Here is a 25,875-nt window from a genome sequence, read left to right on the forward strand (position 1 = left end):
CCCGGAACGGGGGCAGTCGAGGGTGCACACGGCGGGGTTCTCCCCGACCACGACTGCGGAGGCGAATTCGATGAGGGGCATCAGCGGTTGCATAGGCCTGATCGTGGTGGGGGCCATCCTCACCTTCGCGTCCGACTGGAAGATGCAGAGCGTGAACCTCGACCTGGTCGGCGTGATCATGATGGTGGCCGGCGCCATCGGCCTCGCGGTCTACGCGAGCGTCCTCAAGCGCCGACGCATCGGCGCCCTCCCGGTGGTCGACGAAACCCGCCGGGGCCTGTGACCCGGGGACGCGCCCCGCAGGGTCAGCGCTGTGCCGCGCCCTCGTAGACCGGGAGCAGGGTGTTCAGGACCGCTTCCATCGAGAAGGACTTCGCCGCCAGTTCGCGGGCCGCGAGGGAGGCCGTGGTGTTGGTCGCCGAGTCCAGCAGGGACAGGACCGCCGCCGCGACGCCCGCCGGGCCCGGGTCGACCGCCGCGCCCGCGCCCGCCGCGGCGATGTCGCGGGCCAGGCCGTTGGAGTGGGTCACCACCGAGGGGACGCCGACCGACAGGGCCTCCAGGACCGACATCGGGAACGGCTCGTCCACCGAGGGCAGTACGTAGACGTGGGCGCGGCGCAGCTCCGTCAAAACCTCCGCGCTCGACAGGGCCCCCGGGACCGTGAAGCGGGAGGAGAGGCCGAGGGACGCCACGCGCGCGCGGACCGCCGCCAGTTCGCCCTCGTCCGGGCCGGCCACCACGAACTCCGCGTCCGGGTGCACCGCCAGCAGGGCCGGAGCCGCGTCGACGAAGTCCACCGGGCGCTTGCGGGACTGCAGACGGGCCGAGTAGAGGATCCGCGGGGGTCCGGACAGGGCGGGGCGCGCCTCCTGGGCCGGGGTGCCGTTGACCAGTCGGACGGCGTTCGCGAGCGGCGCCCCGACCACGGCATCGAGGCCTTCCCGCTCGTGCGGGGTCAGGTACAGCACGGCGTCCGCGCCGCGCAGCAGCCGGCGTACCGCCACCGCGTCCAGCACCTTGGCCAGGAGCTTCTCGCTCGGGTCGACCATCCCGTGGGTCTGCAGGACGAGCGGTGTGCGGGCGCGCAGCGCGGCCAGGGCCACCGGCAGGGTCACCAGGTCCCGCGCCAGGTGGACGTGGACCACGTCCGCGTCCCGGACCAGGCGGCCCGGCGAGGCCAGCAGGGCGGGCGAGGTCATCCCGCTGAAGCCGAGCGGCAGCAGCCGGCGGGCCGGGAAGAGCTTCGCCGGGACGCCTTCCACCGAGGTCGGCCAGGGGTCCGGGAAGCCCTCGCCCAGGGCCAGCAGGCCCGCTTCGTGGCCGCGCTCGCGCAGCCCCTTCGCCAGGTTCAGCGCGACCCGGACCGGGCCGCCGAAGGCGTGGGTGGGGGAGTGCAGGGTGACGGCGTGCAGGACTCTCACTTCGGCTCCTCCACCGGGCGGCGGCGCCCGTCCTGGGTCTGCAGGGTCAGGGCGGGAAGGTCCTTGTGGACCACCGAGCCCGCGCCCGCCACCGCGCACCGGCCGACCGTCACGCCCGCCAGCACGGTGGCCCGTACCGCCACCCACGCGCCGTCCTCGACGGTGATCGGCGCGTTGCGGTAGCGGAAGTCGGCGGCACGGTGGTCGTGCGAGCCGGTGCACAGCAGGGCTTCCTGCGAGACGCAGGCGTGCGCGCCGATCGTGACCGGCTCCAGGTTCAGCAGCCAGGCGCCCTCGCCGATCCACGCGTGGTCGCCCACGGTGAGTTTCCAGGGCCACAGCACGCGCACCCGGTGGCGGATCAGCACGCCCTCGCCGATCTCGGCCCCGAAGGCGCGCAGCAGCGCGACCCGGAGCCGGGCCGGGCACAGCCAGCTCATGAACAGCGTGTTCATCACGGCGAACCAGAGCGCCTGCGTCAGCAGCCCTCGGCCCTTGTCGTATCCGGCCAGCGTGAAGGCAGGAAGATCACGCACAGCTACCCCTCATCGTCCGCCCGTCGTCAGGGCCGCAGGCGCCTCCCCGGGCGCCGAGCGCTCAGACTAGACTGCGCCCGGATCAGGCACTGGGGTGGGGGCGAGCGTGGCAACCGACATACGCGAGAGCGCGGTCAGGCCGGCCCCGCCCCACCCCGACGAGGGGCGCAACTGGGGCCGGGTCACCACCCCGCGCACCCTGCTCTCCCGGGCCCTCTCCGTCCCGCTCGCCCTCGGATTCACCGTCTTCCTGCCGCTCTTCGTCGCCGTCCAGGACGGCGACGGCCAGCGTGACGCGGCCTTCTGGCTCCAACTGGTGCTCACCATGTACGCGGGCGCCCGGCTCTCCGCGATGGTCCTCACCAGCCGCCGCAAGCTGCTCCAGGGCTCCTTCTGGCTCTTCGTCTACATGGCCATGGGCGTGGCCCCGCTCGCCCAGGCCGTCCTGGGCCGGGTCCCCACCCCCGTCGTCGGCCCGCGCTCGGACCTCACCACCGCCATCGGCCTGGTGCTGCTCGGCTGCGCCCTGTTCGACGTCGGCGTACTGCTCGCCCGGCACCGGCCGACGGGCCGGGCCGGCGGCTCGCGCAAGGAGCCGCGCCCGGTCATGGCGCACCGGCGGCGGCTCCAGCTGCTGACCGTGATGGCCTTCCTCGGCAGCGCGGCCCTGATCATGAAGCTCGGCGGTCCGGCGGTCTTCTTCTCCAGCCGCCAGGAGATCATCGCGGGCATCGAGGAGGCGGGCGTCTCCCAGGACGGCCAGGCCGGCCAGGCCCTGCTGCGGGGGTTCGGCACCGTCCCGGCGCTGCTCGCCCTGCTGCTGTACACGCGCTGGCTGATCACCTCGAAGTTCGCCCGCCGCAAGGTCTCGATCCTCGTCACCTGGTCGGCGCTCGCGGTCCTCAACCTGATCGTCAACAACCCGATCTCGAACCCGCGCTACTGGTTCCTCACCGTCATGTTCTCGCTGCTGTTCACCGTCTTCCCGGTGAGCGCGGCGATGTACCGGGTGGCGCTCTCCATGGCCGTGGTGATCGCCCTCCTCGTCTTCCCCTTCGCCGACCGCTTCCGTTACGACGAGAAGAACTACAAGCCGGTCGAGACGACCTCGTTCCTGGAGCCGATGGCGCTCAAGGACTACGACCAGATCGGCATGTTCGCGAACACCATCACCTTCTCGAACTCCGGCCCGGGCCATTCCTACGGGCGCCAGCTCGCGGGATCCGTCTTCTTCGCGGTGCCCCGCTCGGTGTGGCCGGGCAAGCCGCGCGACACCGGCGTGATGGTCGGCCAGTGGATGGGCACGGTCAACACCAACCTCTCCTCCCCGATCTGGGCGGAGCTGTGGATCGACTTCGGCCCGCTGGGCATGGGCGCCGGACTCCTGGGCCTGGGGTACGCCTCCGCCCGCGTCGACCGCCGCTACGCCAAGCGCGCCAGGCGCAGCTCGCCGCCCGGCAGCCTGATCTCCACGGTGGTCCCGCTGGTCGCCGGGTACTCCTTCATCCTGCTGCGCGGCCCGCTGCTGCAGGCCTCGGGGCGCATCGCCATCGCCGGGATCTGCCTCGCGCTCGTGGCCACGTACCGGCAGGACAAGGGCACGACGCTGCGCTGACCCGCCCGGTCCGGCGGCCCGGGTGCGGCGGCACGGGTGCGGCGTTGAGGCGGTCGACCGGTCAACGGTGCAGCGGTTCAACTTCGGCATCGGATACACCGCGCCGTTAGAGTGGGGCCATGACCGAGACGGTGGGGCGCCGCGAGCGCAAGAAGGCCCAGACCCGCAAGTCCCTGGCCGACGCCGCGCTGCGCCTGTTCCAGGAGCACGGGTACGACAAGGTCGGCGTCCGCGACGTGGCGGAGGCGGCCGACGTCTCCGTGACCACGCTGTTCAAGCACTTCCCGAGCAAGGAAGCGCTGGTCTTCGACGAGGACGAGAACGTCGAGGCCGCACTGGTGGCGGCGGTACGGGACCGCACGCCCGGGCAGTCCGTCCTGCACTCCCTGCGCGAGCACCTCGTGGCCACGCGGGCGACGCGCCGGAGCGACGATCCGGCGGTCATCGCGCACATCGCCCTGGTCCGGGGAACGCCGGAGCTCCAGGAGTACGGGGACCGGATGTGGCGGCGCCACGAGTTCGCGCTCGGAGCCGCCATCGCCGAGGAGGCCGGGGCGCCCGAGGGCGACCTGCGCTCCGCCGCGCTGGCCCGCTTCGCGCTGGACACCTCGAGCCTGATCCGCGGCCAGGACGATCAGCAGCAGGCCATGCGGGCCCTGTTCGACCTGATCGAGAGGGGCTTCGGGGACGGCCCGGCCTGACCCGCGCCGCTCAGGCCGCGCGGACCCGGTCCGCCCCGGCCGGGTCCCCGGCCGCGGGCACCGGCAGCCGGGCCACCCTGAGCCAGCCGGCGGCCGCCTTCGCCGCGGAGCCGAGCGCCAGCCCCCACGCCGCCCCGGCCACGCCCCACGCGGCGTACCCGCCCAGCAGCAGGGCGACCGACAGCAGCGAGAAGACGACCTGGAGCGAGAGCGTGGCCTTCGGGTTCAGCACCCGCAGGGTCAGCAGCGCGCACGTCCCCAGCCCCATGACGGCGTACTGGGCGCCCGTGGCGGGCAGCAGCGCGGCCGCGCCCGTCCAGGTGTCGCCGAGGAGCTCACGGCCCAGCCGGTCGGGCAGCGCGTACAGCACGGCCCCCCACGCGGCGCCGGTCAGCGCCAGCGCGCCGCCCATCAGAGCGGTCAGCCGCACCACGCCCCGCTTGCCGCGCGCCCGGCCGACGACGGGCGGGCCGAAGGAGTTCGCGGAGTTCAGCAGCACGTTCAGCGGCCCGAAGAGGGTGGTGGCGCCCCGCAGGGCGCCCACGGCCAGCGGGGTCGCGAAGACGCCGAGGCCCAGGACGGCGAGCTGGCTGGAGCCGTTGCCCACCGCGAACTCGACCACGAACCGCTGCCCGAGGTGCCCGCGCCGCAGATACGGCCGCACTTCCCGGACCAGCTCCGCGGCCCCCGCCCCGCGCACCCGGGGCCACAGCAGCCACAGGCCCAGCGCGAGCGCGGGCAGCGCCGAGACGCCCCACACCAGCACCAGCCGGCCCGCGGAGGCCCCTTCGGGCTGGGCCGCCAGCGCGCAGACGACGCACACCAGGCGCAGCGCGTCCGCGGCCAGGGCCCGCTCGGGCGTGCGCAGGGCGGAGAAGCAGTAGCGCAGTCCGTCCTGGAGCAGCACCAGGGGCAGGACGAGGCCGAGCGCGAGGAAGGCCCGGCCGCCGTCCCCGGGCAGCGCCAGCCCCACGAGGGCCAGAACGGCGCCCGCCGCCGCCGAGGCGGCCCCGGTGAAGGCCAGGCCCGAGCGGCAGGCCGTCGCGAGCCGCTCCTCGTCCTTCTCCAGCACCACGGTCTGGCCGACGTACGCCATGTTCAGGCCGAGGAGCACGCTGAAGGCCACGTAGACCATCGAGAAGTCGGCGAAGCCGGCCGCCGAGGAGAGCCGGGCGGCCAGCACCAGCACCAGGACGTTCGTGGCGCTGGACGCGGCCTGGTCCAGAACCGAGGCGACCGCCGCGAGGCCGCGCCGGCTCACCGCCGGCCCGTGCGGACCGTACGCAGGGCGACCGTGTCGGTGCCGTCGCCCGGGATGTGCTGCGCGGCGTCGGCGGCCGCCACCTCGTAGGGGATCGGCTGCGGTTCACGCCGGCGGGGCGCCGGCGCGGGCTCCGGGGCCTCGGGGGCGGGCGCGCCGCCCCTGCGGAAGCTGCGGCTGCGCTTGTCGCCCGGCAGCGGGGCGTGCAGCACCGCGCCGAGCACCGTGCCGCCGGCGCCGCTGATCAGCTCGCGGATGCGCGAGAGGTCCGTACGGCGCACCGCGCCGGGGTTGCAGACCACCAGGACGCCGTCGACGCGGTCCACGAGCGCGAGCGCGTCGGCGTAGGAGAGCACGGGAGGTGCGAGCACCACGACGGTGGAGTTGGGGGAGTCGGCCTCGGAGATCAGCCGGGAGGCGCGCGAGGAGGTCAGCGCGCGGGGCACGTTGCGCACCCGCTCGCCGGGGATCAGGTCGAAGGAGCCCGACTCCCCGGCGTCCACGACGAGCTGGCGCCCGTCGGGCCACTCGATGTCCGCGTGCTGCGGTCCGGGGGCGCCCTGGGAGTGGCTCCAGCGCGGCCGGCCGGCCGACTCGGTCGGCAGCTGGCCGGCCAGCACCGGGGTGCGCAGGTCGGCCTCGATGAGCAGGACGTCCTTGCCGGTCTCCGCGAAGGAGGCCGCCAGGTTCACCGCCACGGCGGCGGCGATCTCGCTGCTGCCGCGCGGGGCGACCACGAGGAGCCGGCGCCGGTCGGCGAAGCGGGAGTCGTAGGCGAGCCGGAAGGCCACCGAGCGGAACTCCTCCGCCAGCCGGGGGTCCTCCTCGCCCGCCGCGAGCAGCGGCCCGCCGTCGGCCTTGCCCCGCGGCAGGGAGCCCAGCACGGGCGCGCGCAGGGCCCGGGCGACGTCGCCCTCGGAGCGCGGTGCCGGGTCGAAGACGAGCCGCACCCAGGCGGCGAGCAGGCCGAGCGCCAGGCCCACGGCCGCGCCGAGCGCGAGCGACATGGCGATGCCGGGGCCGTCGGCCCCGTGCGGCGGGACGGCGGCGCTGGTGACCCGGCCGGGGGTCATGTCCAGGGCCTGGAGCTTGGCGATGTTGCTGTTGAGGGTGTTGACCTTGCTCTGCTGGTCGGTCTTGGAGGAGTACGCCGCGTCGCGCGCCGGACCGGCCGGCATGCCGTTGATCTGCTTGACGAGCTCGTCGAGCTGCTTGGCGACCGGATCGCGCTGGTCCTGGTACCCCTTGACCATCTTGTCGCGGGTGACGTCGAGGGCCTCCTGCCGCTTGAGCAGGTACGCCTCGGTCATCGCGTTGGCGCGCTTGGCGGCCTCGGCGGGGGAGGCCGCGGTGTAGGTGAAGCGCAGCACCATCGTCTGCGGCGGGTTGGTCACCTGCAGACCGCTGCGCAGGGAGCGGAAGCCGGAGGCCGAGACGCCGAGCTTCTTCGCGGCCTCGTTGGCTATGGAGCTGGAGAGCGCGACCTGGCGCTCCGAGCCGATGTTGATCGCCTTGTCGGGGGCGAGGCTCGGGTTGAACGGGTCGTCGGTGGGGGCGCGCAGCACGATGTCCGCGGTGGCCACGTAGGTGTCCGCCGTGGTGACGCCGAGGTAGACCCCGCCGAGCAGGCCGATGCCCACGCCCGCGCCGATGAGCCGGCGGTAGCGCAGGAGCTGGCGGAACTGGTCCCGGAGCAGGTCCGGCTCGTCCTCGGCCGGAGCCGCCGCCGGTCGGTTGGTCTCGATCACGGCCGGGGACCCCCAAGTGCTTCGTCGATCAGTGCGTCGATGCGGGCCAGGCCCGCCTCACGGCTCAGGTGTGCCGCCACATGGCGCGGACCGGCCGCGCCCAGCGCGTCCGCTCCCGCCGGATCCTCGGCCAGTGCCCGTACGGCCCTGAGCAGGGCTTCCGGGTTCTCCGGCGGTACGAGCACGCCCGCGCCCGAACGTTCCACTTCCTGGGCGGTGCCGCCCAGGGCCGCGACGGAGGCGACCACGGGACGGCCGGCCTGGAAGTACGAGGTCAGCTTGGACGGCACGCTCATGTCCATCACGGCGGCGTGCTGCGTGACCGCGAGCACGTCCGCCGCGGCGAGGATATCCGGGAACTCCCCGTCGGCGGCAGGGGGGATGATGTCGAGATTGGGGACGTCGGCCGCGAGGTCGGCGAGGGCGGAGCGCTGGCTTCCGTCGCCCATTAGGACGAAACGGACGCTCGGGTCCAGCCGGGCGGCGCCGACGAGGACTTCCAGGCCCTGCTTGAGCCCCATGTTCCCGGAGTGCAGCACGACGGTCTGCCCGGGCGCCCAGCCGAGGTGGCTGCGGGTGCGGCCGCGCGGCTTGGTGGGCAGGGCCACGTGGGACCAGTTGGGCACGAGCCGGATCTTCTTGGGATCCACGCCCATGCCGACGACCCGGTCCACGAAGGTCTCGTGGATGACGCCGACGAGGGTGGCCCGCTTGAGCGCGAAGGCCTCCGCGCGCCCGGCCACCGCGGCGGCCTTGTCGCCGCCGCTGATGCCGCTCTGCGCGGCGGCGGCGCCCATCAGGTCCTGGACGACGGGGACGTACGGGACCTTCCAGCGCGCCGCGAGGCGGGCGGCCAGCAGGCCGCCGGCCAGGCTGGGCATCTGGGCGAGCACCGCGTCCGGCTTGCGCATCCGGGGCGGGGCCACGGCACCGTGCAGCAGAATCGATCCTTCAAAAAGGGCCCGCCGGACGGCGGTCTGGCGCGGCGGCACGGTGTGCGCGCGCCGGTGCACAGTGACCCCCGCGCGCCGTTCCGTGCGCCGTAGCGCCCCCTTGTACTCCGGCTCGAGCGACCAGGAGGGGTAGTGCGGCATGCCGGCGAGGACATGCGTCTCGTGACCGAGATCCGCCCAGTGCTCCGCGATCTGCGTGGCGTACGGACCAATGCCCGTGTGCTCGGGGGCGTAATTCGTGGAAACCAGCAGTAGCCGTCGCTGACCGGTTTTCGACACTGGACGTCCCCTTCTTCCCCAGGATGATGCGCACGTCACCCTATTCGTTCATCAACGTGCTGAGGAACGTGCACGCTATTGTCTGCTAATCCGCCACACCGGGGGGTGTGGCTCAGGGGGATAACAGATGACGGAGCGGGACATGTCCGAACTTACTGCGCCCGCGCGCAGACCGTACAGAATCGGCTACGCCCCGGGGGCGTACGATCTGTTTCATATCGGACATCTCAACATCCTGAGGCACGCGAGGAGTCAGTGCGACTACCTGGTGGCCGGGGTCGTGTCAGATGAAATGGCCGAAATGGCCAAGGGGCGCCGCCCGGTGATACCCCTGGTCGAACGCCTGGAGATCGTCCGCAGTGTGAGATATGTCGACGCCGCTTTTGTCGAGACTGTCCCGGACAAAGTCGAAACATGGAGACAAGTCCGGTTCGATGTGATTTTCAAGGGTGACGACTGGCGCGGCACCCCCAAGGGCGACCGGCTGGAAAAGGACTTCGCCGCCCACGGGGTCGACGTCGTCTACTTCCCGTACACCGTGCACACCTCCAGCACCCAGCTGCGCCGGGCCCTGGACGCCCTCTCCGAGCCGCCGGCCGCCGAACAGCGGGGCTGAGCGCCCCGCCCCGGCCCCGGTACGGCGCCGCCGGCAGAGTGCGCGGCCGGGGCAGAGTGCGCGGCCGGGGCGGGGGCCGGCTGCCAGCCGGGGCCGCCGAAGACGCGTCCGGCCCGCTCGCGCCAGGTCGCGGCTCCCCGTACGTCCCGCGCGATGGAGGCGTACTCGTGGGTGGCGACGCGCAGCGGGTTGTAGGTGCCGATGTTCTTGGTGAGGCCGAAGACCGGCTTGTCGGTCTCCCCCACCCAGGACCCGAACATCCGGTCCCAGACGATGAGGATCCCGCCGAAGTTGCGGTCCAGGTAGCCGCCCTGGGAGGCGTGGTGGACGCGGTGGTGGGAGGGCGAGTTGAAGACGAACTCCACGGGGCGGGGCAGCTTGTCGATGCGCTCGGTGTGGATCCAGAACTGGTAGACGAGGTTGACGGAGTAGCAGAACGCGATGGCGGCCGGGTGCACGCCCAGCGCGATCATCGGCAGGTAGAAGGGCCAGGAGGTGGCGCTGGTCCAGGGCTGGCGCAGGGCGGTGGTGAGGTTGAACTTGCGGCTGCTGTGGTGCACGACGTGGCAGGCCCACAGGATGCGGATGACGTGGTGGCCGCGGTGCTGCCAGTAGTACAGGAAGTCCTGGGCGAGCAGCATCAGCAGGACGGTCCACCACAGGACGGGGACGCGGAGCGGGGTGAGCTCGTAGACCGCGGTGTAGATCGCGACGATCGGGATCTTCCACAGGAAGTCGAAGACGAGGCTGCCGATCCCCATGCCGAGGCTGGTGACGGCGTCCTTCGTCTCGTACCCGGCGGCGTCCTCGTCGGGATGGATGCGGTAGCTCACGAGCTCGATGACCGTGAGCAGTACGAAGGCGGGTATGGACCACAGCACGACATCGGGCAGGTTCGGCATGTCCGCACCATAGAGGCGGTCTCGGGGGCTCGGCTAGAGGTTGTTACCGATCGGTATCCATCGGTGTTACCGACGGTTCACGAGATGCTTTCGGGTGCGGGTGTCCGGGCCAAGGGGAGGGCGTGGGGATGACGGACTCAGAGGCGGGTTTCGACGCGGTCGTCTTACGGGCGGCGGACGCCGTGGCACTGGCGCGGGCGAGGTCCCGGCCGGGCGCCCGCCGGCTCAGGCCCGCCAAGCCGGGCGACCCGGAGGTACGGAGCCTCGCGCGCGGGCTGGCCGCCCTGCTGACCGGGGCGGCCTCGGGGCTCCCGGAGCCCGGCCGGTCGGCGGCGGTGGCCGCGGTCGGCGGGGCCTTCGCCGCGCTGGGCCCGAAGGAGGCCCGGGCCCTCTTCGCGGCGGACCCGGGCGGGGCGGCACCCGGCCCGGCGGCACCCGGCCCGGCCGCACCCGCGCCCCCGCCGGGCTCGGCCCTGAGCCCGGCGGCCGCAGCCGCCTTCCGGGAACTGGTCGCGCTGTGCCGCGCGCACGCCGCCGCGGGGGCGGCGGGCGGGGACGGCCAGAACGGCCAGGAAGGCCAGGAAGGGGACGGCGGGGCGGCGGCCTTCGGGGAGCAGTACGCCCGCTACGTGGCCCGGACCCAGGGAAGGGTCCAGCTGTTCGGCCTGACCCTCGGCCATGCCCGCCAGGACTGGTCGCTCGACCTCGCCTACATCGGCCTCGCCGTCAGCGGCGGGGAACTCCTCGAAGAGCCCGGCCTGCAGACCTCGGTGAAGGCCGAGGTGGCCCTGAACGCGACGGAGCGGGTGCTGCTGCGCGGCCCGGCCGGCTCGGGCAAGAGCACCCTCGTCCAGTGGCTGGCCCTGAACACCGCCCGGAGCAGCTTCGGACCCCGGCTGCGGGACTGGAACGGCCTGGTCCCCTTCGTCCTGCCGCTGCGCTCCTTCAACTCCCCCGCGGGACTCCCCGCGCCCGAGGACTGGCTGGCGGCGACCGGCGTACCGCTGCGCGCCCCGGACGGCTGGGTCGCGGGACTCCTCGCCACCGGCCGGGCGCTGGTGCTGGTCGACGGGGTGGACGAGGTGCCGCCGCGGCTGCGCAGCAGGACCGAGTCCTGGCTGCGGGACCTGCTCGCGCGCTACCCGGGGGCCCGCTTCGTGGTCACCACCCGCCCCTCGGCCGTGCCCGAGGACTGGCTGACCGCCCACGGCTTCTCCTCCCTGTCCCTGCTGCCGATGGAGCGCGACGACGTCGGGGCCTTCATCACGCACTGGCACGACTCCGCCCGCGCGGAGGCGGACGCCGAGGACCCGGGACGGGAGCGGGAGCTGCTCGACCGGTACGAGAAGGCGCTCCTGCAGGCCGTCGGCTCGCGCCGGGACCTGGGCAGGCTCGCGACGAACCCGCTGATGTGCGCCCTGCTGTGCGCGCTGAACCGGGACCGGCGGATGCATCTGCCCCGGGCCCGCAAGGAGCTCTACGACGCGGCGCTGGACATGCTCCTGATACGGCGCGACAGCGAGCGGGACATCTCCGGCGTCGAGGGCGTCTACCTCAGCCGCGACGAGCAGACCCTGCTGCTCCAGCGGCTCGCGTACTGGCTGATCCGCAACGGCCAGGTGGAGGCGTCCGCAGAGGACGCGATCGGGATGATCGCCGAATCGCTCGACGCCATGCCGCAGGTCAAGGCGCAGGGCAGCGCGGAGACGGTGTTCCGGCACCTGCTGATCCGCAGCGGGCTGCTCCGGGAGCCGCTGCCCGGCTCGGTCCTGTTCGTCCACCGCACCTTCCAGGACTACCTCGGCGCCAAGGCTGCCGTGGAGGCGCGGGACTTCGGCGTACTGGTGCGCAACGCGCACGAGGACACCTGGGACAACGTGGTCCGGATGGCGGTGGGCCACGCCCGACCCGACGAACGCGCCTATCTGCTGCGGCAGTTGCTGCACCGGGCCGACCAGGGCGAGCGCGACCGCAGCCGGCTGGTGCTGCTCGCGGCCGCCTGTCTGGAGCACGCGCCGGAGCTGGACCCGGCGGTCTGGCGCGAGGTGCAGAACCGTACGGCGCGGCTGCTGCCGCCGCGCTCCGCGAGCCAGGCCGGGGAGCTGGCCAAGGCCGGCGAACTGGTGCTGGAGCTGCTGCCGGAGCCGGCCGGGCTCACCGAGGCCGAGGCGGCCGCGACGATCCGTACGGCGGCGCTGGTCGGCGGCGACCGGGCCCTGCAGGTGATCGCGGGCTTCCGGACGGACGACCGCTACGAAGTGGGCCGCGAGCTGTCCGACGCCTGGGGGCGGTTCCCCGTCGAGGCCTACGCGGACGCGGTGCTGGCGGACGCCCCCATGCGCACGGCGCACCTGCACGTGCGCACCGCCGGACAGCTGCGGGCCCTGGACCGGCTGCCGCACATCCACCGGCTGCACGTCACCTGGGACGGCCCGGTGCCGCCGGAGATCTCGGGCCGCCGGGACCTCGAATCGCTGATCATGCACCGCAATTCGGGGCTGACCGACCTGTCCCCGCTGGCCGGCCTGCGCTCGCTGCGGCACCTGGGGGTACTGGACTGCCCGAACGTGACCGGGATCGAGGTGGTCGGCGAGCTGGAGGCGGACAGCCTCGCCTTCGGCTACCTGCGGGACGACCTCTCGCTGGCCCCGCTGGCGGGGGTGCCGGGGCTGCGCTCCCTCGTCATCGGCTTCGAGCCGCGGGAGCGGCGGATCGGGGACGTCCCGGCCGCGGTGTCGCTGACCGCGCTGCACCTGTGGCAGGGCGCCCGCCGGATGACGCTCGACGGGATCGAGCGGTGGCCGCAGGTCCGGACGCTGACGGTCGCCGGGAGCAGCCACTACCGGCAGCTGGTGCGGTCGCTGCCGCTGCCGGACCTGGCCGGCCTGCAGATCCGGCATGCCGCGCCGGTGTCGGTCGGGGCGCTCCTGCCGTACCGGCGCCTGGCGCGGCTCGTGCTGATCCGGTGCGCCCTGGAGGGGACCCTGGAGGCGCTGCGCGAGTTCCCGGAGCTGCGCCGGGTGGTGCTGAGCGAGTGCCTGGGGACCGTGGACCTCGCACCGCTCGCGCCGCTGGACGACCTCGTCATCGAGCTGCGGCGGGGCACGCACGTGAGCGGGGCGGAGCTGATCCCGCCGGAGCGGCTCGTCCGCAAGGACTGAGCCGCTCCGGCGGGTACGGGCCCCGCCGGAGCCCTACCAGACCCGGACCGGGCCCCCTCGGGCGAAGGCCGGGCTGGTGGCGGCCGCCGGAACCTCCGTCAGGGGCTCCGCGACCTCCGAGACGGGGGGGCCGTGCTTGGCGGCCACCGCGTCGAGGAGGGCGAGGTCGAAGCCGTACACGCGGGCGGCGTTGCCGCCGACCATGGCGGCCACCTCCTCGCGCGGCAGGCCGGCGTAGGCGATGCGCAGGCCTTCGCGGGAGAAGGGGGTGGTGCCCTCGTCGTGGGGGTAGTCGCTGCCCCACATGATCTTGTCGAGGCCGATCCGGTCCCGCAGCGGGACCTCGTGGGGGCGCATGAAGCTCGCTCCCACGAAGCAGTTGTCCCGCCAGACCTCGCTCGGGCCCTTGCCCATGGACTCCGCCAGGCCCGCCCCGAACTTGGCCTCGGCGGTGGCCGAGGCCGCCACCAGGCGGCCGTGGTAGTAGTCCAGCATCTCGACCACGCCGGGGATCCAGCCGGAGCCCTGCTCGGTCAGGACCAGTTTCAGCCCGGGGTTGCGGGCGAAGGCCCCGCCGAAGATGAGGTGCCACAGGGCCCGGTGGGAGAACCAGGTGGTCTCCACCATGAAGACGGCCCGCGCCGCGGGCTCGTCGCCCAGCGGCGGCGAGGCCGAGCCGCCGTGGTGGTTGACCGGGACGTCCAGCTCGTCGCAGACCGCCCAGATCGGGTCGTAGACGGCCGAGTAGAGCTCCGGGACGGTGGAGCCGGGCGGGACGCCGGGCAGCAGGACGCCGCCGGTCAGACCCGCCTTGCGGGTGCGGCGGATCTCCTTGACCGCCGCGTCCACGTCGTTGAGCAGGATCTGGACCACGCCCGCACGGCGGCCCGGCGCGTCCGCGCAGAAGTCCGCCAGCCACCGGTTGTGGGCCTGGAGCCCGGCCCAGCGCATCTCGTACTCGGCCGCCGTCGGGGGCTGGGCCATCAGGGAGGCCTTGGGGAAGAACGGCGGGATGGTGTTCGGGAAGAGGACTTCCGCGACGATCCCGTCGGCTTCGAGCTCGGCCAGGCGGCGCTGCGAGTTCCAGTTGCGGTCCGCCGTGTCCGCGAGGAGGTCCTCGTACGGGTTGACGTAGCCGGCGGCCCAGTCGTCGAAGGCCTCGTGGTGGCGCTTCTCCAGGTAGGGCTTGTAGTCCAGCAGGTCGGCGCCCGCGTGGCAGTCGGCCGAGATGACCGTGTACCGGTCCTCCCCGGCCACCGGGGTGTCGGAGGTCACGCGTTCACCCCCAGGACCGGGAAGTCGTTGTCCGTCAGCCAGTGCCGGCCGACGTCGCGCGAGCGTGCCCAGGAGGCTTCGACGGCCGCCTGGTCCTCGCTCTGCCCCAGCTCGGCCGGGGTGGGGCCGATGCGGCGGGCGATCGGCGCCAGCTTCGCGGTGTCGAAGCCGAAGACGTCCGCCGCGGCCAGGCCGAGCATCCGGCGGGTCTCCTCGACGGGGATGTCGTGGAAGGTGTTCCCCAGCCACTTGCGGGTGTTGGGCCAGGTCCCCTCGGGGTGCGGGAAGTCCGAGCCCCACAGGATGTTGTCCACGCCGATCTCGTAGCGCTGGGCGAGCTCGCGCCGCTTGGTGTTGGTGGCGCAGATGAAGACCTGCCGGTCCAGGTACTCGCTGGGCGGCCGCTTCAGCTCCTCGAACGGCGAGAGCTTCTTGCCGCCGTGCGCGCCGAGGTAGAGCCGGTCCATGAACCACAGCTGGTTCGGCAGCCACCAGCAGCCCGATTCGGCGACGCCGAACTTCAGCCCCGGGTGCCGCTCGAAGACCCCGGACCAGAGCAGGAACCACAGCGGGCGGGCCGGCCACCAGGTGACCTCGGAGACGAAGATGCCCAGGTGGTCCCCGTACTCGTGGCGCGGCGAGGACCCCGAGTGGGTGACGATCGGCATCTGCGTCTCGGCGGCCGCCGCCCACACCGGGTCGTAACGGCGGTCGTGGTAGGGCGCCTTGTCCACCCACATCGCGGGGATCATCAGGGCGCCGAGCCCCGACGCCTTGGCGCGGTGGATCTCGGCGACGACCTTGTCGGGGTCGCCGGTGATGGGGAGCAGGGCGACCCCGCAGTGCCGCTCCGGGTTCTCGGAGACGAATTCGGCGAGCCAGCGGTTGTGCGCCTGGGCGCCGGCCATGCCGAGCTCGGGGTCCTGGTCGCCGGAGAGCCCGAGGCCGACGCCGAAGGGGGCGGCGGTCTGGCTGTCCACCGCGTCGGCGTCGGGGAAGACGACCTCGGCGGCCACGCCGTCGCCGTCGAGCTCCTTCAGCCGCTGGGCGACGTCCCAGCCGCCCCGCAGGCCCTCCTCGTGGTCGTGGAACCACTTCTCGGCGAAGGCCTCGTTGCGCACGCCCAGCTTGGTGGCCTCGGCGCGGCGGGCGTCGCGCTGGCCGAGGAACTCGTCGAACTGGGGGTGGAACGCGCTGTCCAGGTACGGGCGGTACTGCTCGGTGGGCAGGCCCGCGTGACAGTCGGAGGAGATGATCAGATACGGATCTTCGTACGTACTCACTGCACTCCTGTCGATTCCCTCAGTCGAGGATGAAGCTCTCCAGATAGGCGGGGTTGGCGCGGTCGAGCATCGACTGCGAGCGGGCGCGGATCTGCCGGTCGCTGTGCTCGCTGTCCGGGAGCATCCAGAAGCGGTCGGCCCGGATGCCGTCCACGACGTGCTCGGCGACGTCCTCGACGGGGGTGAAGTTCACCTCGTGGCCGGCCTGCTTCATGGCGGCCTCGTACTGGTCGAGGCTCCGGTACGGGCTCTTGCGCGGGCGCTCCTTCGCGTACCGGTCGGGCCGGTTGCGGTGCGACTCCCACAGGCCGGTGCGCAGCATGTGCGGTCCGGGGAAGAGGACCGAGGCGCCGATGGCGGCGCCCTCCGCCTTCAGATGGGCGTAGAGCGACTCGGTCATGGTGACGACGGCCGCCTTGGTGACCGCGTACACGGAGGCGGTGGGCAGCGGGGCGATGCCGCCGTCTCCGGAGGAGGTGTTGACGATGTGGCCGGGTCCGCCGGCCGCGATCATCCGGGGGACGAAGGCCTGGATGCCGTGGAAGACGCCCCAGACGTTGACGGAGAAGGCCCACTTCCAGTCGTTGGGCTCGTGCTCCCACATGCGGCCCTCGGCGCCGGAGCCGACGCCCGCGTTGTTGCAGAGCACGTGCACGGCGCCGAAGGTCTCGTACGCGGCGTCGGCCAGTGAGATCACGGAGTCGCGGTCGCTGACGTCGACGGTCTTGGCGAGCACCTCGGCGCCGTCCGCCGCGAGTTCCTCGGCGGCCTTGCGCAGGGCGCCCTCCTCCACGTCGGCGAGGACGACCTTGAGCCCTTCGGCGGCGAAGCGGCGGGCCATGGCGAGGCCGATGCCGCTCGCGGCTCCGGTGACCACGGCCACCTGTCCCGGTTCGAGTCGCATCAGACGCTCCCCTCGGGCGGTCCGTCGAGGATCTGCATGGGGTCGTCGTAGCGCTGGTGGATGTACGGGAGCAGGGCCTGGGCGCTGACCCGCTCGACGACCTTGCCCTTCTGGTCGGTGGTCTTCTCGCCGATGGTGATCTCGACGATGCGGCGTACGGGGAGGTCGGCGACGGGGTCGTACATCGACTCCCGGAGCACCACGTCACCGGTGACGTGCTCCAGCTTGCGGACCTTCTCGTTGCGGGTGCAGTGCACGAGCACCGGGTCGGAGTCGAATCCCGAACCGTCCACGGCGGGAAGGAACTTGAAGTAGAAGTCGGTCTTCACGGTGGGCTCGGGCAGCGGCAGCTCGCGGTCCACCGCCCCGCGCACCTCGACGAAGGCGATGCCGTGCCGGGCGAGGGCCGCCCGGACGACGAGGCCGTCGCGCTCGACGGTGACCTCGCCGAGCTTCTTCGGCTCGCCGAAGACCTCGCGGCCGCCGGTCAGCGCGCGCTCCATGGTCATCGGCATGACCAGCGGGTACCAGCCCTCGACCCCGCCGTGCTGGGCGGCGACGGCCACGGAGCCGGCGCCGAGCGGGTAGCCGGGCAGGTCGACCTTGCTGATGTTGGCCCGCACCAGCGGCCGGTCGGCGGGCTTCAGCGGCGGCGGCAGGACCGCCGCCACCACGTCGGGGTCGCTCTCCCAGACGGCCACCACGCCGGTGGACCAGATGTCGGGGAGCTTGGAATTCTTCTCGCGCGATGCGGCGATCTCGGCTTCGGTTCGCGCTCCGTACCGTACGCGTGCCATGTGCGCACCATCCCTCGTCTAGGACGCAGTCGGTTCTGTAACACAGTTACACCGGGAGCGATGAAGGGTAAAGACCCTTGCACGTAACCGATCTGACGGATCGACAGAAAGTTGGTACGGACACCATGGCCAGAGCCACACTGACGCGCGAAGAGGTCCTGGACGCGGCCGCCTCGCTCGTCAAACAGCACGGGCCGGCCGCGCTCACCATGCGCAAGCTCGCCGCCGAGCTGGGCACGGCCGTGACCTCCATCTACTGGCACGTCGGCAACCGCGAATCGCTGCTCGACGCCCTCGTGGAGCGGACCGTGCAGGACATGGGCGCGATCCTCCCGATCGGCCGCAACCCCGGCGACCGGATCGTCTCGGTCGCCCGGATCCTGCGCCGCGAGCTGCGCGAGCGACCGCACCTGATCGCGATGGTCCACGAACGCGGCCTCACCGACCGGATGTTCCTGCCCGCCCAGCAGGCCCTGGTCCACGAGGTGCACGCGGCCGGCCTGCGCGGGGCCCGGGCCGCCGACGCGGTGCGCGCCATCCAGTTCCAGATCATCGGATTCGTCCTGCTCGAGCGCAATCGCGAGCGCTCCCCCGCCCAGTCCCCCGCCGAGAGCGAGCTCTGGGACCCGACCGGCGCCCCGCACGACCCGCCGCTGGCCCGCGCGCTGGCCCGCCCGGTGGACCCGGAACGGCTGTTCCAACTGTCCGTACGGGCCCTGGTGCAAGCCCTGCTGACCCCGCCCGGGAAGCCGCCCCAAAACCGCTCTGCGGCGCCCCCCGCCCATGGTTGGGTCTGCTTCGCGGCGGGCGCCGCATAGCGGTTTTAGAGCGGCTTCCCGGTGGGGGGCAGCCTCTCCTTTATACACCTCTGACGCTGCCTACGCACCACTCTATGCCTTGAGGGCCTCCACCCGTCGGACCGGGTCCGTTGGTTAGAACGGGAACTTGAAGCCGAGGCCGAGGCCTCCGGCGCCGCCGTCACCACCGGTGCCGCCGATCAGGCCGTCGCCTCCGTCACCGGCCGCGCCACCGGCGCCACCGTCGTTGAGGCTGTCGCCGCCACGGCCGCCGTTGCCGCCGTTGCCGCCCTTGAGCCGGCCGTCGCCGCCACCGCCACCCGCTCCGGCGTCGCCGCCCTGCTCGAGGATGCCGATGCCGCCGTTGCCGCCCTTGCCGCCGTTGCCGCCGACCTTGCCCTCGCCGCCGCCACCGCCGCCGCCACCGCCACCACCGGTCAGGATGCCGAGGCCGCCGTCGCCGCCGGCGCCGCCGTCGCCGCCCGTGCCCTTGACGCTGCCACCACCGGAACCGCCGGAGCCGCCGCCGCCACCGACGAGGCCGTCGCCGCCCTTGCCTCCGGCGCCACCCTTCCCTCCGTCGGTCGGGAGGGCCGTGGCCACGTGTCCGGGCATCGGGGCCGCCGCGGCCACGGAGGCCGGAAGGACGATCCCTCCACCGATAACAGCGATGGAAGCGGCCAGCGTCGCGAAACGAATCTTGCGGTTCATGATCTTCTCCTAGTAATTCTGATGAGCAATTGAGGTGTCCCGGGGATTCGGGACGGTGGTGCGGTATGTCGGGGAGAGGGGAAATCCTCCGGAGGAGGTCTTCCGTCTCTTCCCTTCGGCTTCTCCGTTTCCGGTGTTGCCTTCCCGCTCCATAAGTAAGCCCCGGCGGGCACACCCCGGTCATGTTCCGGAAACTCGGGACTTGACACGCCCGTAAATGCCACGTAAAAGGCGCTGCGCATGCCGTCGGCCGGGGGCGGTGCGACGCTGACAGGAGGGGTGCCGCCGGTGGGAAGCCCGGGTGCGCGGCCTGGGTGAGGGGGCGCCCCACGACCCTGAGGAGACCCCATGCAGCGCACGGCACGAGGCGGCGCGGACCGGGCCCCGGCCCGTTGGCTGGTGGCGGGCGCCCTGGCCTGCGGCCTGCTGGCGGCCGCGGGCCCGGCCGGCGCGGTAGAGGGGACGGCCGGGCGGTCGGCGGGCGCCGCGCCCTGTACGAGCGAGCAGCTCGTCGCGGACGGCGCGCAGCGCATCGGCGTCAGCGGGTTCCGGATCACGGTGGTCAATGAGGGCCCCGGGGCGTGCGTACTGAAGGGGCATCCCGCCGTGGCCCTCGCCGGTCAGGGATCGCCGGACCGGAACAAGCCCCTGGACGTGGTGCGCGAGGGCCGGGCGGGCGCCGTGCGGCTGGAGGCCGGCGACCGGGCCTGGACCCGGCTCACCTTCACCCCGGTGCTCGGCGAGGCCGACGGGTACTGCGACTCCGGCGCCGAGCCGGGCGTCGCGCCCTCGGTCGTACTGGGTGTGGGAGGAGGCGGGCTCCAGCTGGCGCCCGACGACGGCGGAAACTTCGCGCTCTGCGACGGCGCCGTACGCGCCACGGCCTTCCGGCCCGCCTCCCCCTGACCCGCACCCCGCAGGCGGCGGAGCGCGCCCTGCTGTCGATGCGCGCCCTGCTTCAGCCCGGGGGAGGGTTCGCCGCCGGCTGGGAGAGCGCCTGGAAGTACAACTGGCCGCGCGACTCGGCGTTCGCCTCGGCCGCGTTCGCTCGGACCGGCCACGACACCGAGGCCTACGACATCCTCCGGTACAGCGCCCGTACCCAGCGCGCGGACGGCACGTGGGAGGCGCGGACGAAGCTGGACGGCTCCGGACCGCCCGACGGCCGGAGCTGGCAGCTGGACGCCAACGGGTGGGTGCCGTGGGCGGCCTGGCAGTGGTACCGGAGCGCGCCGGCGAACACCCGTACCGCCCGGCTGGACGCGATCTACCCGATGATCCGCAAGGCCGCCGACCGGGCCGCGGCCCTCCTCGACGCGCGGGGACTGCCCCGGCCTCCCCCGACTACTGGGAACTCGACACCACCACCGCGAACATCGGCACGGCGGCGCCCCTGCTCTCCGGGCTCAACGCCTCGGCCGACCTCGCCCGCAGCCTGGGCAGGGCCGAGGACGAAGCCCACTGGAACGCTGCGGCCAAACGGCTGTCGGCGGGCATCGCCCGGTACTTCGCCCCCCTCGGGTACCAGCGCACCCTCGACGGGCTGCACGGCCGCGACAGCGCGGCCGCCTTCATGGCGCCGCCGTTCAACGCCGCGCCCGCCGGCCTCGCGGGCGCCCTCGACTCCACCCAGCGGGCGCTGCTCCTGCCCAACGGCGGCCTCACGCCCGGCAACGACCCCGACCACAGCTGGGGTTCCTACGCGTGGACCGCCAGTACGACCTTCTTCGCCCTCGCCTGGGCGGGACTCGGGCAGACCAAGAAGGCCGACGCCGTACTCACCTGGGTGCTCTCCAAGCGCAACGCCCTCGGTGAACTGCCCGAAACCGTCAACGGGTCCGGAAGGCCCTCGGCCGTCGCACCCCTCGGATGGACCGCGTCGCTGCTCACCCTGTCCCTGCTCACCCTGGGCGGCGATCCCGTCACCACGCCGCCGGCCGCCTGAGGCTCCCCCGCCGCGGCCCGCACGACGGCCCCGCGCGGGCCGTTCAGCGGTGGAGCAGCCGCGTCCAGTCCTGCGGAACCCGGTCGGACGGGCCCGGCGCCGCCTGGTCGGCCGGATGGGAGGCCGGTGGCGCGAGCTCGGGTCCGGCCTCGTACGGCTCGTTGCCCGCGTAGTCCCAGAACCAGTCCTCGCCCGGTTCGAAGCTCTGCACCAGCGGATGGCCCGTCGACTTCCAGTGGGCGGTGGCGTGTTGGGCGGGCGAGGAGTCGCAGCAGCCGACGTGGCCGCACTGGGCGCAGCGCCGCAGGTGGAACCACCAGCCGCCGACCGCGTCGCAGTCGGTGCAGCCGGTGCCGGTGGGCGGGACGCTCGGTTCGACTCCGTCGATGGCGGTCATGCGGGCTCCTCGGTGGTCTCGGTTCCGGGCACGGACGTGGATCCCGATGCGGGTTCCGGGGCGGGTTCCGGGGCGGTGAGGGGCAGCAGCACCTGGAAGCGGGTGTCGCCCGGTGCGGACTCGACCTGGAGGCTGCCGTGGTGCTTGTTGACGACGATCCGCCAGGAGATGTCGAGGCCGAGTCCGGTGCCCTCGCCGACCGGTTTGGTGGTGAAGAAGGGGTCGAAGATGCGGCTGCGGATGTCCGCCGGCACGCCGGGCCCGGTGTCCCGGAACTCCACGAGCAGCCGGTCCCCCTCCCGTGCCGTGCGGACCGTCAGCGTGCCCTCTCCGCCGGTGCTCCCGATGGCGAAGACGGCGTTGTCGATGAGGTTGGTCCACACCTGGTTGAGCTCGGCCGGATACGCGGGCACGTCCGGCACGGAGCGGTCGTACTCCTTGACCACCCGGATCCCGGGTCCGATCTTGCCCGAGAGCATCAGCAGGGTGCTGTCGAGGAGTTCGTGGACGTCGACGACCCGGTGCGGGGCCCGGTCGAGCTGCGAGTACTGCTTGGCGGCGTCCACGAGGTGGGAGATGCGGGTGGTGGAGTCGTCGATCTCGTCCATCAACAGCTCGGTCTCGACGGTGTAGTTGAGCCAGCCGATGGCCCCCGGCAGGAGGTCCCCGGCCACCTTGGCCGCGACCTGCTCCAGCCAGTCCGTGTCCAGGCCCGCCTGGACGAAGACCGGTGCGATCCGCCAGCCCTCGGGGATGCCGTGGTCCTCCAGCCAGTCGGCGAGCCCGTCCTCCCGGTCGGAGGCCTCGATGGGGCTCAACACCGGCGCCTTGGCGACGCGTTCGACGGTCCGTTCCTGGATCTCGATGAGTTCGGCGATCGCCTCGCGTGGATAGTTGCCCTGGGAGATGTGCGCCAGCTTGTGCCGCATCTTGCCGACGCGTTCGCGCAGTGTGGCCGTGGCCCGGACGGCCGCCGCGGCCGGGTTGTTGAGTTCGTGGGTGAGCCCGGCGGACAACGAGCCCAGCGCGAGGAGCCGTTCACGCTGCCCGACGGCCTGCTGGGTGCTCCGCGAGCCGAAGAAGAGCCCTTCCAGCAGGTGAGCGGCCATCGGGAACCATTCCCGCATGACGTCCGCGAACGACTGCGCGGGCAGCACGAAGAACCGCGTCGGCTCCGTCACCCGCATGGAGTTGTTGTAGGTCTGCGGCACCCGGTCGCCCAAGTAGGCCTGCATGGCCCCGGAGTACACCCCGCGCTGCGAGGTCCGGGCGACTTCCACCTCGTCGCCGCCGACCCGCCGGGACAGGACGACGGTGCCCTCGATCATCACGTAGAAGCAGGTCGCGGGGTCGCCCTCGGTGTACACGGGACCGGCGTCGAAGCGCTCCACGCGTCCCTCGGCGCACAGCCGCCCGAGCTGCTCCGGGGAGAGCTTCTCGAACAGGAACAGCGAGGCGATCTCCTGCGGGCTGCAGGGCATGACCCGCCCGCTCACGACTGCTCCAGGTACCGGTGGACGAGCATGACTGCCATGGCTCCCTCTCCGACGGCGGACGCGACGCGCTTCGCCGACTGGGCGCGCGCGTCGCCCGCCACGAACACGCCCGGGATGTTGGTCTCCAGGTGGTAGGGCGGCCGGTCCAGCTCCCACTCGGCGGGCGGCCGTCCGTCCGGCGTGAGGTCCGGCCCGGCCAGGATGAAGCCGTGCTCGTCGCGCAGCACCGTACCGTCCAGCCAGCCGGTCAGCGGGGCCGCGCCGATGAAGACGAACATCCACTGGGTGTCGACGAGTTCGGTCGCGCCGCTCGCCACGTCCCGCAGCGTGAGCTGCTCCAGGTGCCCGTCGCCGTGCGCCGACTCGACGACGGTCCGGGGGCGCACCGTGATGTTCGGCGCCTCCTCGATCTGCTGGATCAGGTAGTGGGACATCGAGGCGGCCAGGGATTCCCCGCGTACGAGCAGCGTCACCGACTTCGCGCCGCGCGCCAGGTACATCGCCGCCTGCCCGGCCGAGTTGGCGCCGCCGACGATGTACACGTCCTGCTCCAGGCAGGCGGCCGCCTCGGTGAGCGAGGAGCCGTAGTACACCCCGCAGCCGGTCAGCTCGTCGCAGCCCGGCGCCCGGAGCTGCCGGTAGGACACGCCGGTCGCGAGGATGACGCTGTGCGCGGCGATCGCCGTGCCGTCGGAGAAGCGGACGACGCGTGCCGCGCCGTTCACCTCCAGCCCCGTGACCTCGCGCGCGGTGAGGATCTCGGCGCCGAACCGGCCGGCCTGGCGGCGGGCGCGGTCCGTGAGCTGGGCGCCGGACACGCCGTCCGGGAATCCGAGGTAGTTCTCGATGCGGGAGCTCTGCCCGGCCTGCCCGCCGGTCGCCGACCGCTCGACCAGCACCGTCCGGAGCCCCTCGGAGGCCCCGTACAGCGCCGCGCCGAGCCCGGCCGGGCCGCCGCCGATCACGACGAGGTCGTAGAAGTCGGCGGTCGGCGTCGTGGCGAGCCCCACGTGCGCCGCCAGGTCGGGCGCGGCCGGCTCGATCAGCACGGTGCCGCCGGGTGTGATCACCACGGGCAGCCGCTGTCCGTCGGCTCCGGCCGCGCGCAGCAGCCGCTGCCCCTCGGGCTCGTCGCGGGAGTACCAGCGGTAGGGCACCTGGTTGCGGGCCAGGAACTCCCGGACGTCCGAGGAGCGTGCCGACCAGCGGTGCCCGACCACTTTGGTGGCGGGCACGGGCCGGTAGTCGCTGGAGCGCCAGGCGGCGAGGAGGTCGTCCAGGACCGGGTAGAGCTTCTCCTCCGGCGGGTCCCACGGCTTGAGGAGGTAGTGGTCGAGGTCGACGACGTTGATCGCGTCGATCGCCGCGTTGGTGTCGGCGTACGCGGTCAGCAGCACGCGCCGAGCGCCCGGGTACACGCCCAGGGCCTGTTCGAGGAACTCGATGCCGTTCATCTGCGGCATGCGGTAGTCGGCGAGGATCACGGCCACCAGGTCGCCCCGCAGCTTCAGCTCGTGCAGGGCCTCCAGCGCGGACTCGCCGGATTCGGCGCGCACGATGCGGTAGCCGGAGCCGTAGTGGCGGCGCAGGTCGCGGGCGATGGCCCGGGACACGCCCGGGTCGTCGTCCACGGTGAGGATGACGGTGCGCGCCGTCTCGGTACGCGCCGTCTCGGTACGCGCCGTGCCGGTGACCTCTGCCATGCGTCTCCCGCCCCCGAGCGGCCTGGGATGGCGGCGCGGCGAGCCGCCCGCGCCCGGTTCCCGCCCATCGTATGTTCGATCGTCCGAGTTCGCTCCGGGACGCCGCGTCATCCAGGGGCGCGCCCGCCCCGCACGGTCAGGCGTACGGGCGCCGCCGCCGGCCGCTCCGGCAGCCGCAGTCCTGCTCCGCCGGGCGTGAGCGAGCCGAGGACGCTCGCGTGGCGGGCGCCGGTGCAGGAGGGGACGGTCGCGGGCAGGCCGTGCGCGGTGAGCCAGCCCAGGACGGCGAAGGCGTACGCCTCCTTCGTGCCCGACGGCAGTCCCAGCTCGTCCGAGGTCCGCAGCGCCGCGCCCGCGGCTCCGCCGAGCTCCTCGCGCAGCCACCGCATCAGCACCGGGTTGCGGGTGCCCCCGCCCGAGGCGATCACCTCCGTCGCCGCGAAGGGCCGTACGGCGTCGGCGACGGTCCGTGCCGTGAGCCGGGTCAGGGTGGCGATGACGTCCTCGGCGGGCAGCGGCCCGACCGTGTCCAGCGCGGAGCGCAGATAGGGCAGGTGGAACAGTTCCTTGCCCGTCGTCTTCGGCGCGGGCAGCCGGTAGTACGGCTCGTCCAGCAGCCTGCGCAACAGCGGTGGATCCACCCTCCCCCGCGCGGCGAGCGCGCCGTCCGCGTCCATGGAGCGCTGCCCGCCCGAGGCGTCCCGCCCCGTCAGCTCCCGCACCGCCGCGTCGATCAGCGCGTTGGCGGGCCCGGTGTCGAAGGCGATCGGTTCGCCGCCCGAGCCGTACGGGACGCCCGAGCCGTACGGGCCGTCCGCACCTCCCGAGCCACCCCGCACCACCGTCACGTTGCCGATGCCGCCCAGGTTGAGCGCCACGGGAACTCCCGGCCGCCCCCGCAGCCACATGACGTCGACGATGCTCACCAGGGGCGCGCCCTGTCCCCCGGCGGCCACGTCCCGGGTACGGAAGCCGGAGACGACGGGGCGGCCGGTCGCCTCGGCGATCCAGGCCGGCTCGCCGATCTGGAGCGTGCCGTGCACCCGGCCGGCCTCGGCCCAGTGGTAGACGGTCTGCCCGTGCGAGGCGATCAAGTCCGCCCGCCCGTCGCACAGTTCAAGGTCGGCCCGGACCGCCGCCGCGGCGAAGGCCTGCCCGATGCGCGTATCGAGGCGGCACACCGCGGCCAGGTCCGTCGCTGCGGGCGGCAGCGCCCCGGCGAGCGCCGCCCGCAGCTCGTCGTCGTACGCGGTGCTGATCATGCCCAGCGGGGTGAGCACGAGCGCGTCCCCGTCCATGTCGAGGTCGGCGGCGGCCGCGTCGATGGCGTCGTACGACGTGCCGGACATCAGCCCGACCACCCGCAGGGCG

Annotated in this window: 23 protein-coding genes; 8 read left to right on the plus strand and 15 right to left on the minus strand. The window is 73.2% G+C overall.

The genetic code is table 11. The features are described 5' to 3' along the window. Nucleotides 1-70: 70 nt before the first annotated feature. Complete coding sequence (locus tag DRB89_RS33865) at nucleotides 71-283, plus strand: hypothetical protein (RefSeq protein ID WP_112451995.1); 213 nt, start codon at nucleotides 71-73, stop codon at nucleotides 281-283. A gap of 22 nt (nucleotides 284-305) precedes the next feature. Here the strand turns inward: DRB89_RS33865 and DRB89_RS33870 are convergent, their stop codons facing one another. Both DRB89_RS33870 and DRB89_RS33875 read right to left on the minus strand, forming a co-directional pair. Next, nucleotides 306-1,424 carry a glycosyltransferase gene (locus DRB89_RS33870; RefSeq protein WP_112451996.1) on the minus strand — a complete coding sequence of 373 codons (1,119 nt, stop codon included), beginning with the start codon at nucleotides 1,422-1,424 and terminating at the stop codon, nucleotides 306-308. Next, on the minus strand, nucleotides 1,421-1,960 hold the full coding sequence (locus DRB89_RS33875) for a WcaF family extracellular polysaccharide biosynthesis acetyltransferase (RefSeq protein ID WP_112451997.1): 540 nt from the start codon (nucleotides 1,958-1,960) through the stop codon (nucleotides 1,421-1,423). Before DRB89_RS33875 ends, DRB89_RS33870 begins: the two co-directional genes overlap by 4 nt. Nucleotides 1,961-2,078: 118 nt before the next feature. Between DRB89_RS33875 and DRB89_RS33880 the strand changes: the two genes are divergently transcribed. Continuing rightward, on the plus strand, nucleotides 2,079-3,575 hold the full coding sequence (locus DRB89_RS33880; protein ID WP_204358205.1) for a hypothetical protein: 1,497 nt from the start codon (nucleotides 2,079-2,081) through the stop codon (nucleotides 3,573-3,575). A 119-nt stretch (nucleotides 3,576-3,694) separates the two neighbouring features. Further along, nucleotides 3,695-4,276: a TetR/AcrR family transcriptional regulator gene (locus tag DRB89_RS33885; protein WP_112451998.1), complete on the plus strand. Its 582-nt coding sequence runs from the start codon at nucleotides 3,695-3,697 to the stop codon at nucleotides 4,274-4,276. A gap of 10 nt (nucleotides 4,277-4,286) precedes the next feature. On the opposite strand, the gene DRB89_RS33890 is transcribed toward DRB89_RS33885, so the two are convergent. The 3 genes from DRB89_RS33890 to DRB89_RS33900 are packed head-to-tail and all read right to left on the minus strand — an operon-like array spanning nucleotide 4,287 to nucleotide 8,487. Then, nucleotides 4,287-5,537, minus strand: coding sequence for a hypothetical protein (locus tag DRB89_RS33890; protein WP_112451999.1), 1,251 nt, complete (start codon nucleotides 5,535-5,537; stop codon nucleotides 4,287-4,289). After that, nucleotides 5,534-7,285 carry a lipopolysaccharide biosynthesis protein gene (locus DRB89_RS33895; RefSeq protein ID WP_112452000.1) on the minus strand — a complete coding sequence of 584 codons (1,752 nt, stop codon included), beginning with the start codon at nucleotides 7,283-7,285 and terminating at the stop codon, nucleotides 5,534-5,536. Before DRB89_RS33895 ends, DRB89_RS33890 begins: the two co-directional genes overlap by 4 nt. Continuing rightward, nucleotides 7,282-8,487 carry a glycosyltransferase family 4 protein gene (locus DRB89_RS33900; protein ID WP_112454091.1) on the minus strand — a complete coding sequence of 402 codons (1,206 nt, stop codon included), beginning with the start codon at nucleotides 8,485-8,487 and terminating at the stop codon, nucleotides 7,282-7,284. Before DRB89_RS33900 ends, DRB89_RS33895 begins: the two co-directional genes overlap by 4 nt. Before the next feature lie 157 nt (nucleotides 8,488-8,644). On the opposite strand from DRB89_RS33900, the gene DRB89_RS33905 reads away from it, so the two are divergent. Continuing rightward, on the plus strand, nucleotides 8,645-9,133 hold the full coding sequence (locus tag DRB89_RS33905; RefSeq protein WP_239516470.1) for an adenylyltransferase/cytidyltransferase family protein: 489 nt from the start codon (nucleotides 8,645-8,647) through the stop codon (nucleotides 9,131-9,133). Here the strand turns inward: DRB89_RS33905 and DRB89_RS33910 are convergent. Further along, nucleotides 9,040-10,035, minus strand: coding sequence for a sterol desaturase family protein (locus tag DRB89_RS33910; protein WP_239516471.1), 996 nt, complete (start codon nucleotides 10,033-10,035; stop codon nucleotides 9,040-9,042). The two genes, DRB89_RS33905 and DRB89_RS33910, sit on opposite strands and share 94 nt — an antisense overlap. Before the next feature lie 128 nt (nucleotides 10,036-10,163). On the opposite strand from DRB89_RS33910, the gene DRB89_RS33915 reads away from it, so the two are divergent. Continuing rightward, the gene (locus DRB89_RS33915) at nucleotides 10,164-13,196 is read left to right on the plus strand and encodes an NACHT domain-containing protein (protein ID WP_112463545.1); all 3,033 of its coding nucleotides are present in this window, start codon (nucleotides 10,164-10,166) and stop codon (nucleotides 13,194-13,196) included. A gap of 33 nt (nucleotides 13,197-13,229) precedes the next feature. On the opposite strand, the gene DRB89_RS33920 is transcribed toward DRB89_RS33915, so the two are convergent. Genes DRB89_RS33920 through DRB89_RS33935 form a run of 4 tightly spaced genes read right to left on the minus strand, consistent with a single transcriptional unit; the run spans nucleotide 13,230 to nucleotide 17,455 of the window. After that, complete coding sequence (locus DRB89_RS33920) at nucleotides 13,230-14,453, minus strand: amidohydrolase family protein (RefSeq protein ID WP_112463912.1); 1,224 nt, start codon at nucleotides 14,451-14,453, stop codon at nucleotides 13,230-13,232. 14 nt (nucleotides 14,454-14,467) lie between these two features. Continuing rightward, the gene (locus DRB89_RS33925) at nucleotides 14,468-15,754 is read right to left on the minus strand and encodes an amidohydrolase family protein (protein WP_112451391.1); all 1,287 of its coding nucleotides are present in this window, start codon (nucleotides 15,752-15,754) and stop codon (nucleotides 14,468-14,470) included. Nucleotides 15,755-15,773: 19 nt separating this feature from the next. Beyond that, entirely contained in the window at nucleotides 15,774-16,658 is an 885-nt protein-coding gene (locus tag DRB89_RS33930) for an SDR family NAD(P)-dependent oxidoreductase (protein ID WP_112451392.1), read from the minus strand. Next, complete coding sequence (locus tag DRB89_RS33935; RefSeq protein ID WP_112451393.1) at nucleotides 16,658-17,455, minus strand: acetoacetate decarboxylase family protein; 798 nt, start codon at nucleotides 17,453-17,455, stop codon at nucleotides 16,658-16,660. The genes DRB89_RS33930 and DRB89_RS33935 overlap by 1 nt, the downstream gene beginning before the upstream one ends. A 125-nt stretch (nucleotides 17,456-17,580) precedes the next feature. Here DRB89_RS33935 and DRB89_RS33940 point away from each other — a divergent pair, with 125 nt between their 5' ends. Then, nucleotides 17,581-18,273 carry a TetR/AcrR family transcriptional regulator gene (locus DRB89_RS33940; protein ID WP_112463546.1) on the plus strand — a complete coding sequence of 231 codons (693 nt, stop codon included), beginning with the start codon at nucleotides 17,581-17,583 and terminating at the stop codon, nucleotides 18,271-18,273. Between the two features lie 114 nt (nucleotides 18,274-18,387). Here the strand turns inward: DRB89_RS33940 and DRB89_RS43325 are convergent, their stop codons facing one another. Next, nucleotides 18,388-18,963: a hypothetical protein gene (locus DRB89_RS43325; RefSeq protein ID WP_162688833.1), complete on the minus strand. Its 576-nt coding sequence runs from the start codon at nucleotides 18,961-18,963 to the stop codon at nucleotides 18,388-18,390. Between the two features lie 348 nt (nucleotides 18,964-19,311). Here DRB89_RS43325 and DRB89_RS33950 point away from each other — a divergent pair, with 348 nt between their 5' ends. Both DRB89_RS33950 and DRB89_RS33955 read left to right on the plus strand, forming a co-directional pair. Beyond that, on the plus strand, nucleotides 19,312-19,869 hold the full coding sequence (locus tag DRB89_RS33950; protein ID WP_112463547.1) for a DUF4232 domain-containing protein: 558 nt from the start codon (nucleotides 19,312-19,314) through the stop codon (nucleotides 19,867-19,869). A gap of 295 nt (nucleotides 19,870-20,164) precedes the next feature. Further along, nucleotides 20,165-20,908, plus strand: a complete 744-nt coding sequence (locus tag DRB89_RS33955; protein WP_162688834.1) for a hypothetical protein — start codon at nucleotides 20,165-20,167, stop codon at nucleotides 20,906-20,908. Nucleotides 20,909-20,951: 43 nt separating this feature from the next. Here DRB89_RS33955 and DRB89_RS33960 read toward each other — a convergent pair whose 3' ends face one another. The 4 genes from DRB89_RS33960 to DRB89_RS33975 form a co-directional block, all read right to left on the minus strand. Continuing rightward, a complete protein-coding gene (locus tag DRB89_RS33960) occupies nucleotides 20,952-21,305 on the minus strand; it encodes a UBP-type zinc finger domain-containing protein (RefSeq protein WP_112451829.1) in 354 nt (117 codons plus the stop codon). Then, entirely contained in the window at nucleotides 21,302-22,801 is a 1,500-nt protein-coding gene (locus DRB89_RS33965) for an ATP-binding protein (RefSeq protein WP_112451830.1), read from the minus strand. The genes DRB89_RS33960 and DRB89_RS33965 overlap by 4 nt, the downstream gene beginning before the upstream one ends. Further along, entirely contained in the window at nucleotides 22,798-24,504 is a 1,707-nt protein-coding gene (locus DRB89_RS33970) for an FAD-dependent oxidoreductase (RefSeq protein WP_112451831.1), read from the minus strand. Before DRB89_RS33970 ends, DRB89_RS33965 begins: the two co-directional genes overlap by 4 nt. Before the next feature lie 107 nt (nucleotides 24,505-24,611). Then, complete coding sequence (locus DRB89_RS33975) at nucleotides 24,612-25,871, minus strand: anhydro-N-acetylmuramic acid kinase (RefSeq protein ID WP_112454024.1); 1,260 nt, start codon at nucleotides 25,869-25,871, stop codon at nucleotides 24,612-24,614. Between the last annotated feature and the right edge of the window lie 4 nt (nucleotides 25,872-25,875).

Origin of the sequence: Streptomyces sp. ICC4 (genome assembly GCF_003287915.1) — a bacterium.
Lineage (GTDB): Bacteria > Actinomycetota > Actinomycetes > Streptomycetales > Streptomycetaceae > Streptomyces > Streptomyces tritrimontium.

Bases quoted from the DNA above. Each gene is read 5' to 3' on its own strand.
- DRB89_RS33960 (WP_112451829.1), bottom strand. From the start codon at position 21,305: ATGACCGCCATCGACGGAGTCGAACCGAGCGTCCCGCCCACCGGCACC.
- DRB89_RS33940 (WP_112463546.1), top strand. From the start codon at position 17,581: ATGGCCAGAGCCACACTGACGCGCGAAGAGGTCCTGGACGCGGCCGCC.
- DRB89_RS33865 (WP_112451995.1), top strand. From the start codon at position 71: ATGAGGGGCATCAGCGGTTGCATAGGCCTGATCGTGGTGGGGGCCATC.
- DRB89_RS33970 (WP_112451831.1), bottom strand. From the start codon at position 24,504: ATGGCAGAGGTCACCGGCACGGCGCGTACCGAGACGGCGCGTACCGAG.
- DRB89_RS33950 (WP_112463547.1), top strand. From the start codon at position 19,312: ATGCAGCGCACGGCACGAGGCGGCGCGGACCGGGCCCCGGCCCGTTGG.
- DRB89_RS33935 (WP_112451393.1), bottom strand. From the start codon at position 17,455: ATGGCACGCGTACGGTACGGAGCGCGAACCGAAGCCGAGATCGCCGCA.
- DRB89_RS33915 (WP_112463545.1), top strand. From the start codon at position 10,164: ATGACGGACTCAGAGGCGGGTTTCGACGCGGTCGTCTTACGGGCGGCG.
- DRB89_RS33885 (WP_112451998.1), top strand. From the start codon at position 3,695: ATGACCGAGACGGTGGGGCGCCGCGAGCGCAAGAAGGCCCAGACCCGC.
- DRB89_RS43325 (WP_162688833.1), bottom strand. From the start codon at position 18,963: ATGAACCGCAAGATTCGTTTCGCGACGCTGGCCGCTTCCATCGCTGTT.
- DRB89_RS33910 (WP_239516471.1), bottom strand. From the start codon at position 10,035: ATGCCGAACCTGCCCGATGTCGTGCTGTGGTCCATACCCGCCTTCGTA.
- DRB89_RS33905 (WP_239516470.1), top strand. From the start codon at position 8,645: ATGACGGAGCGGGACATGTCCGAACTTACTGCGCCCGCGCGCAGACCG.
- DRB89_RS33930 (WP_112451392.1), bottom strand. From the start codon at position 16,658: ATGCGACTCGAACCGGGACAGGTGGCCGTGGTCACCGGAGCCGCGAGC.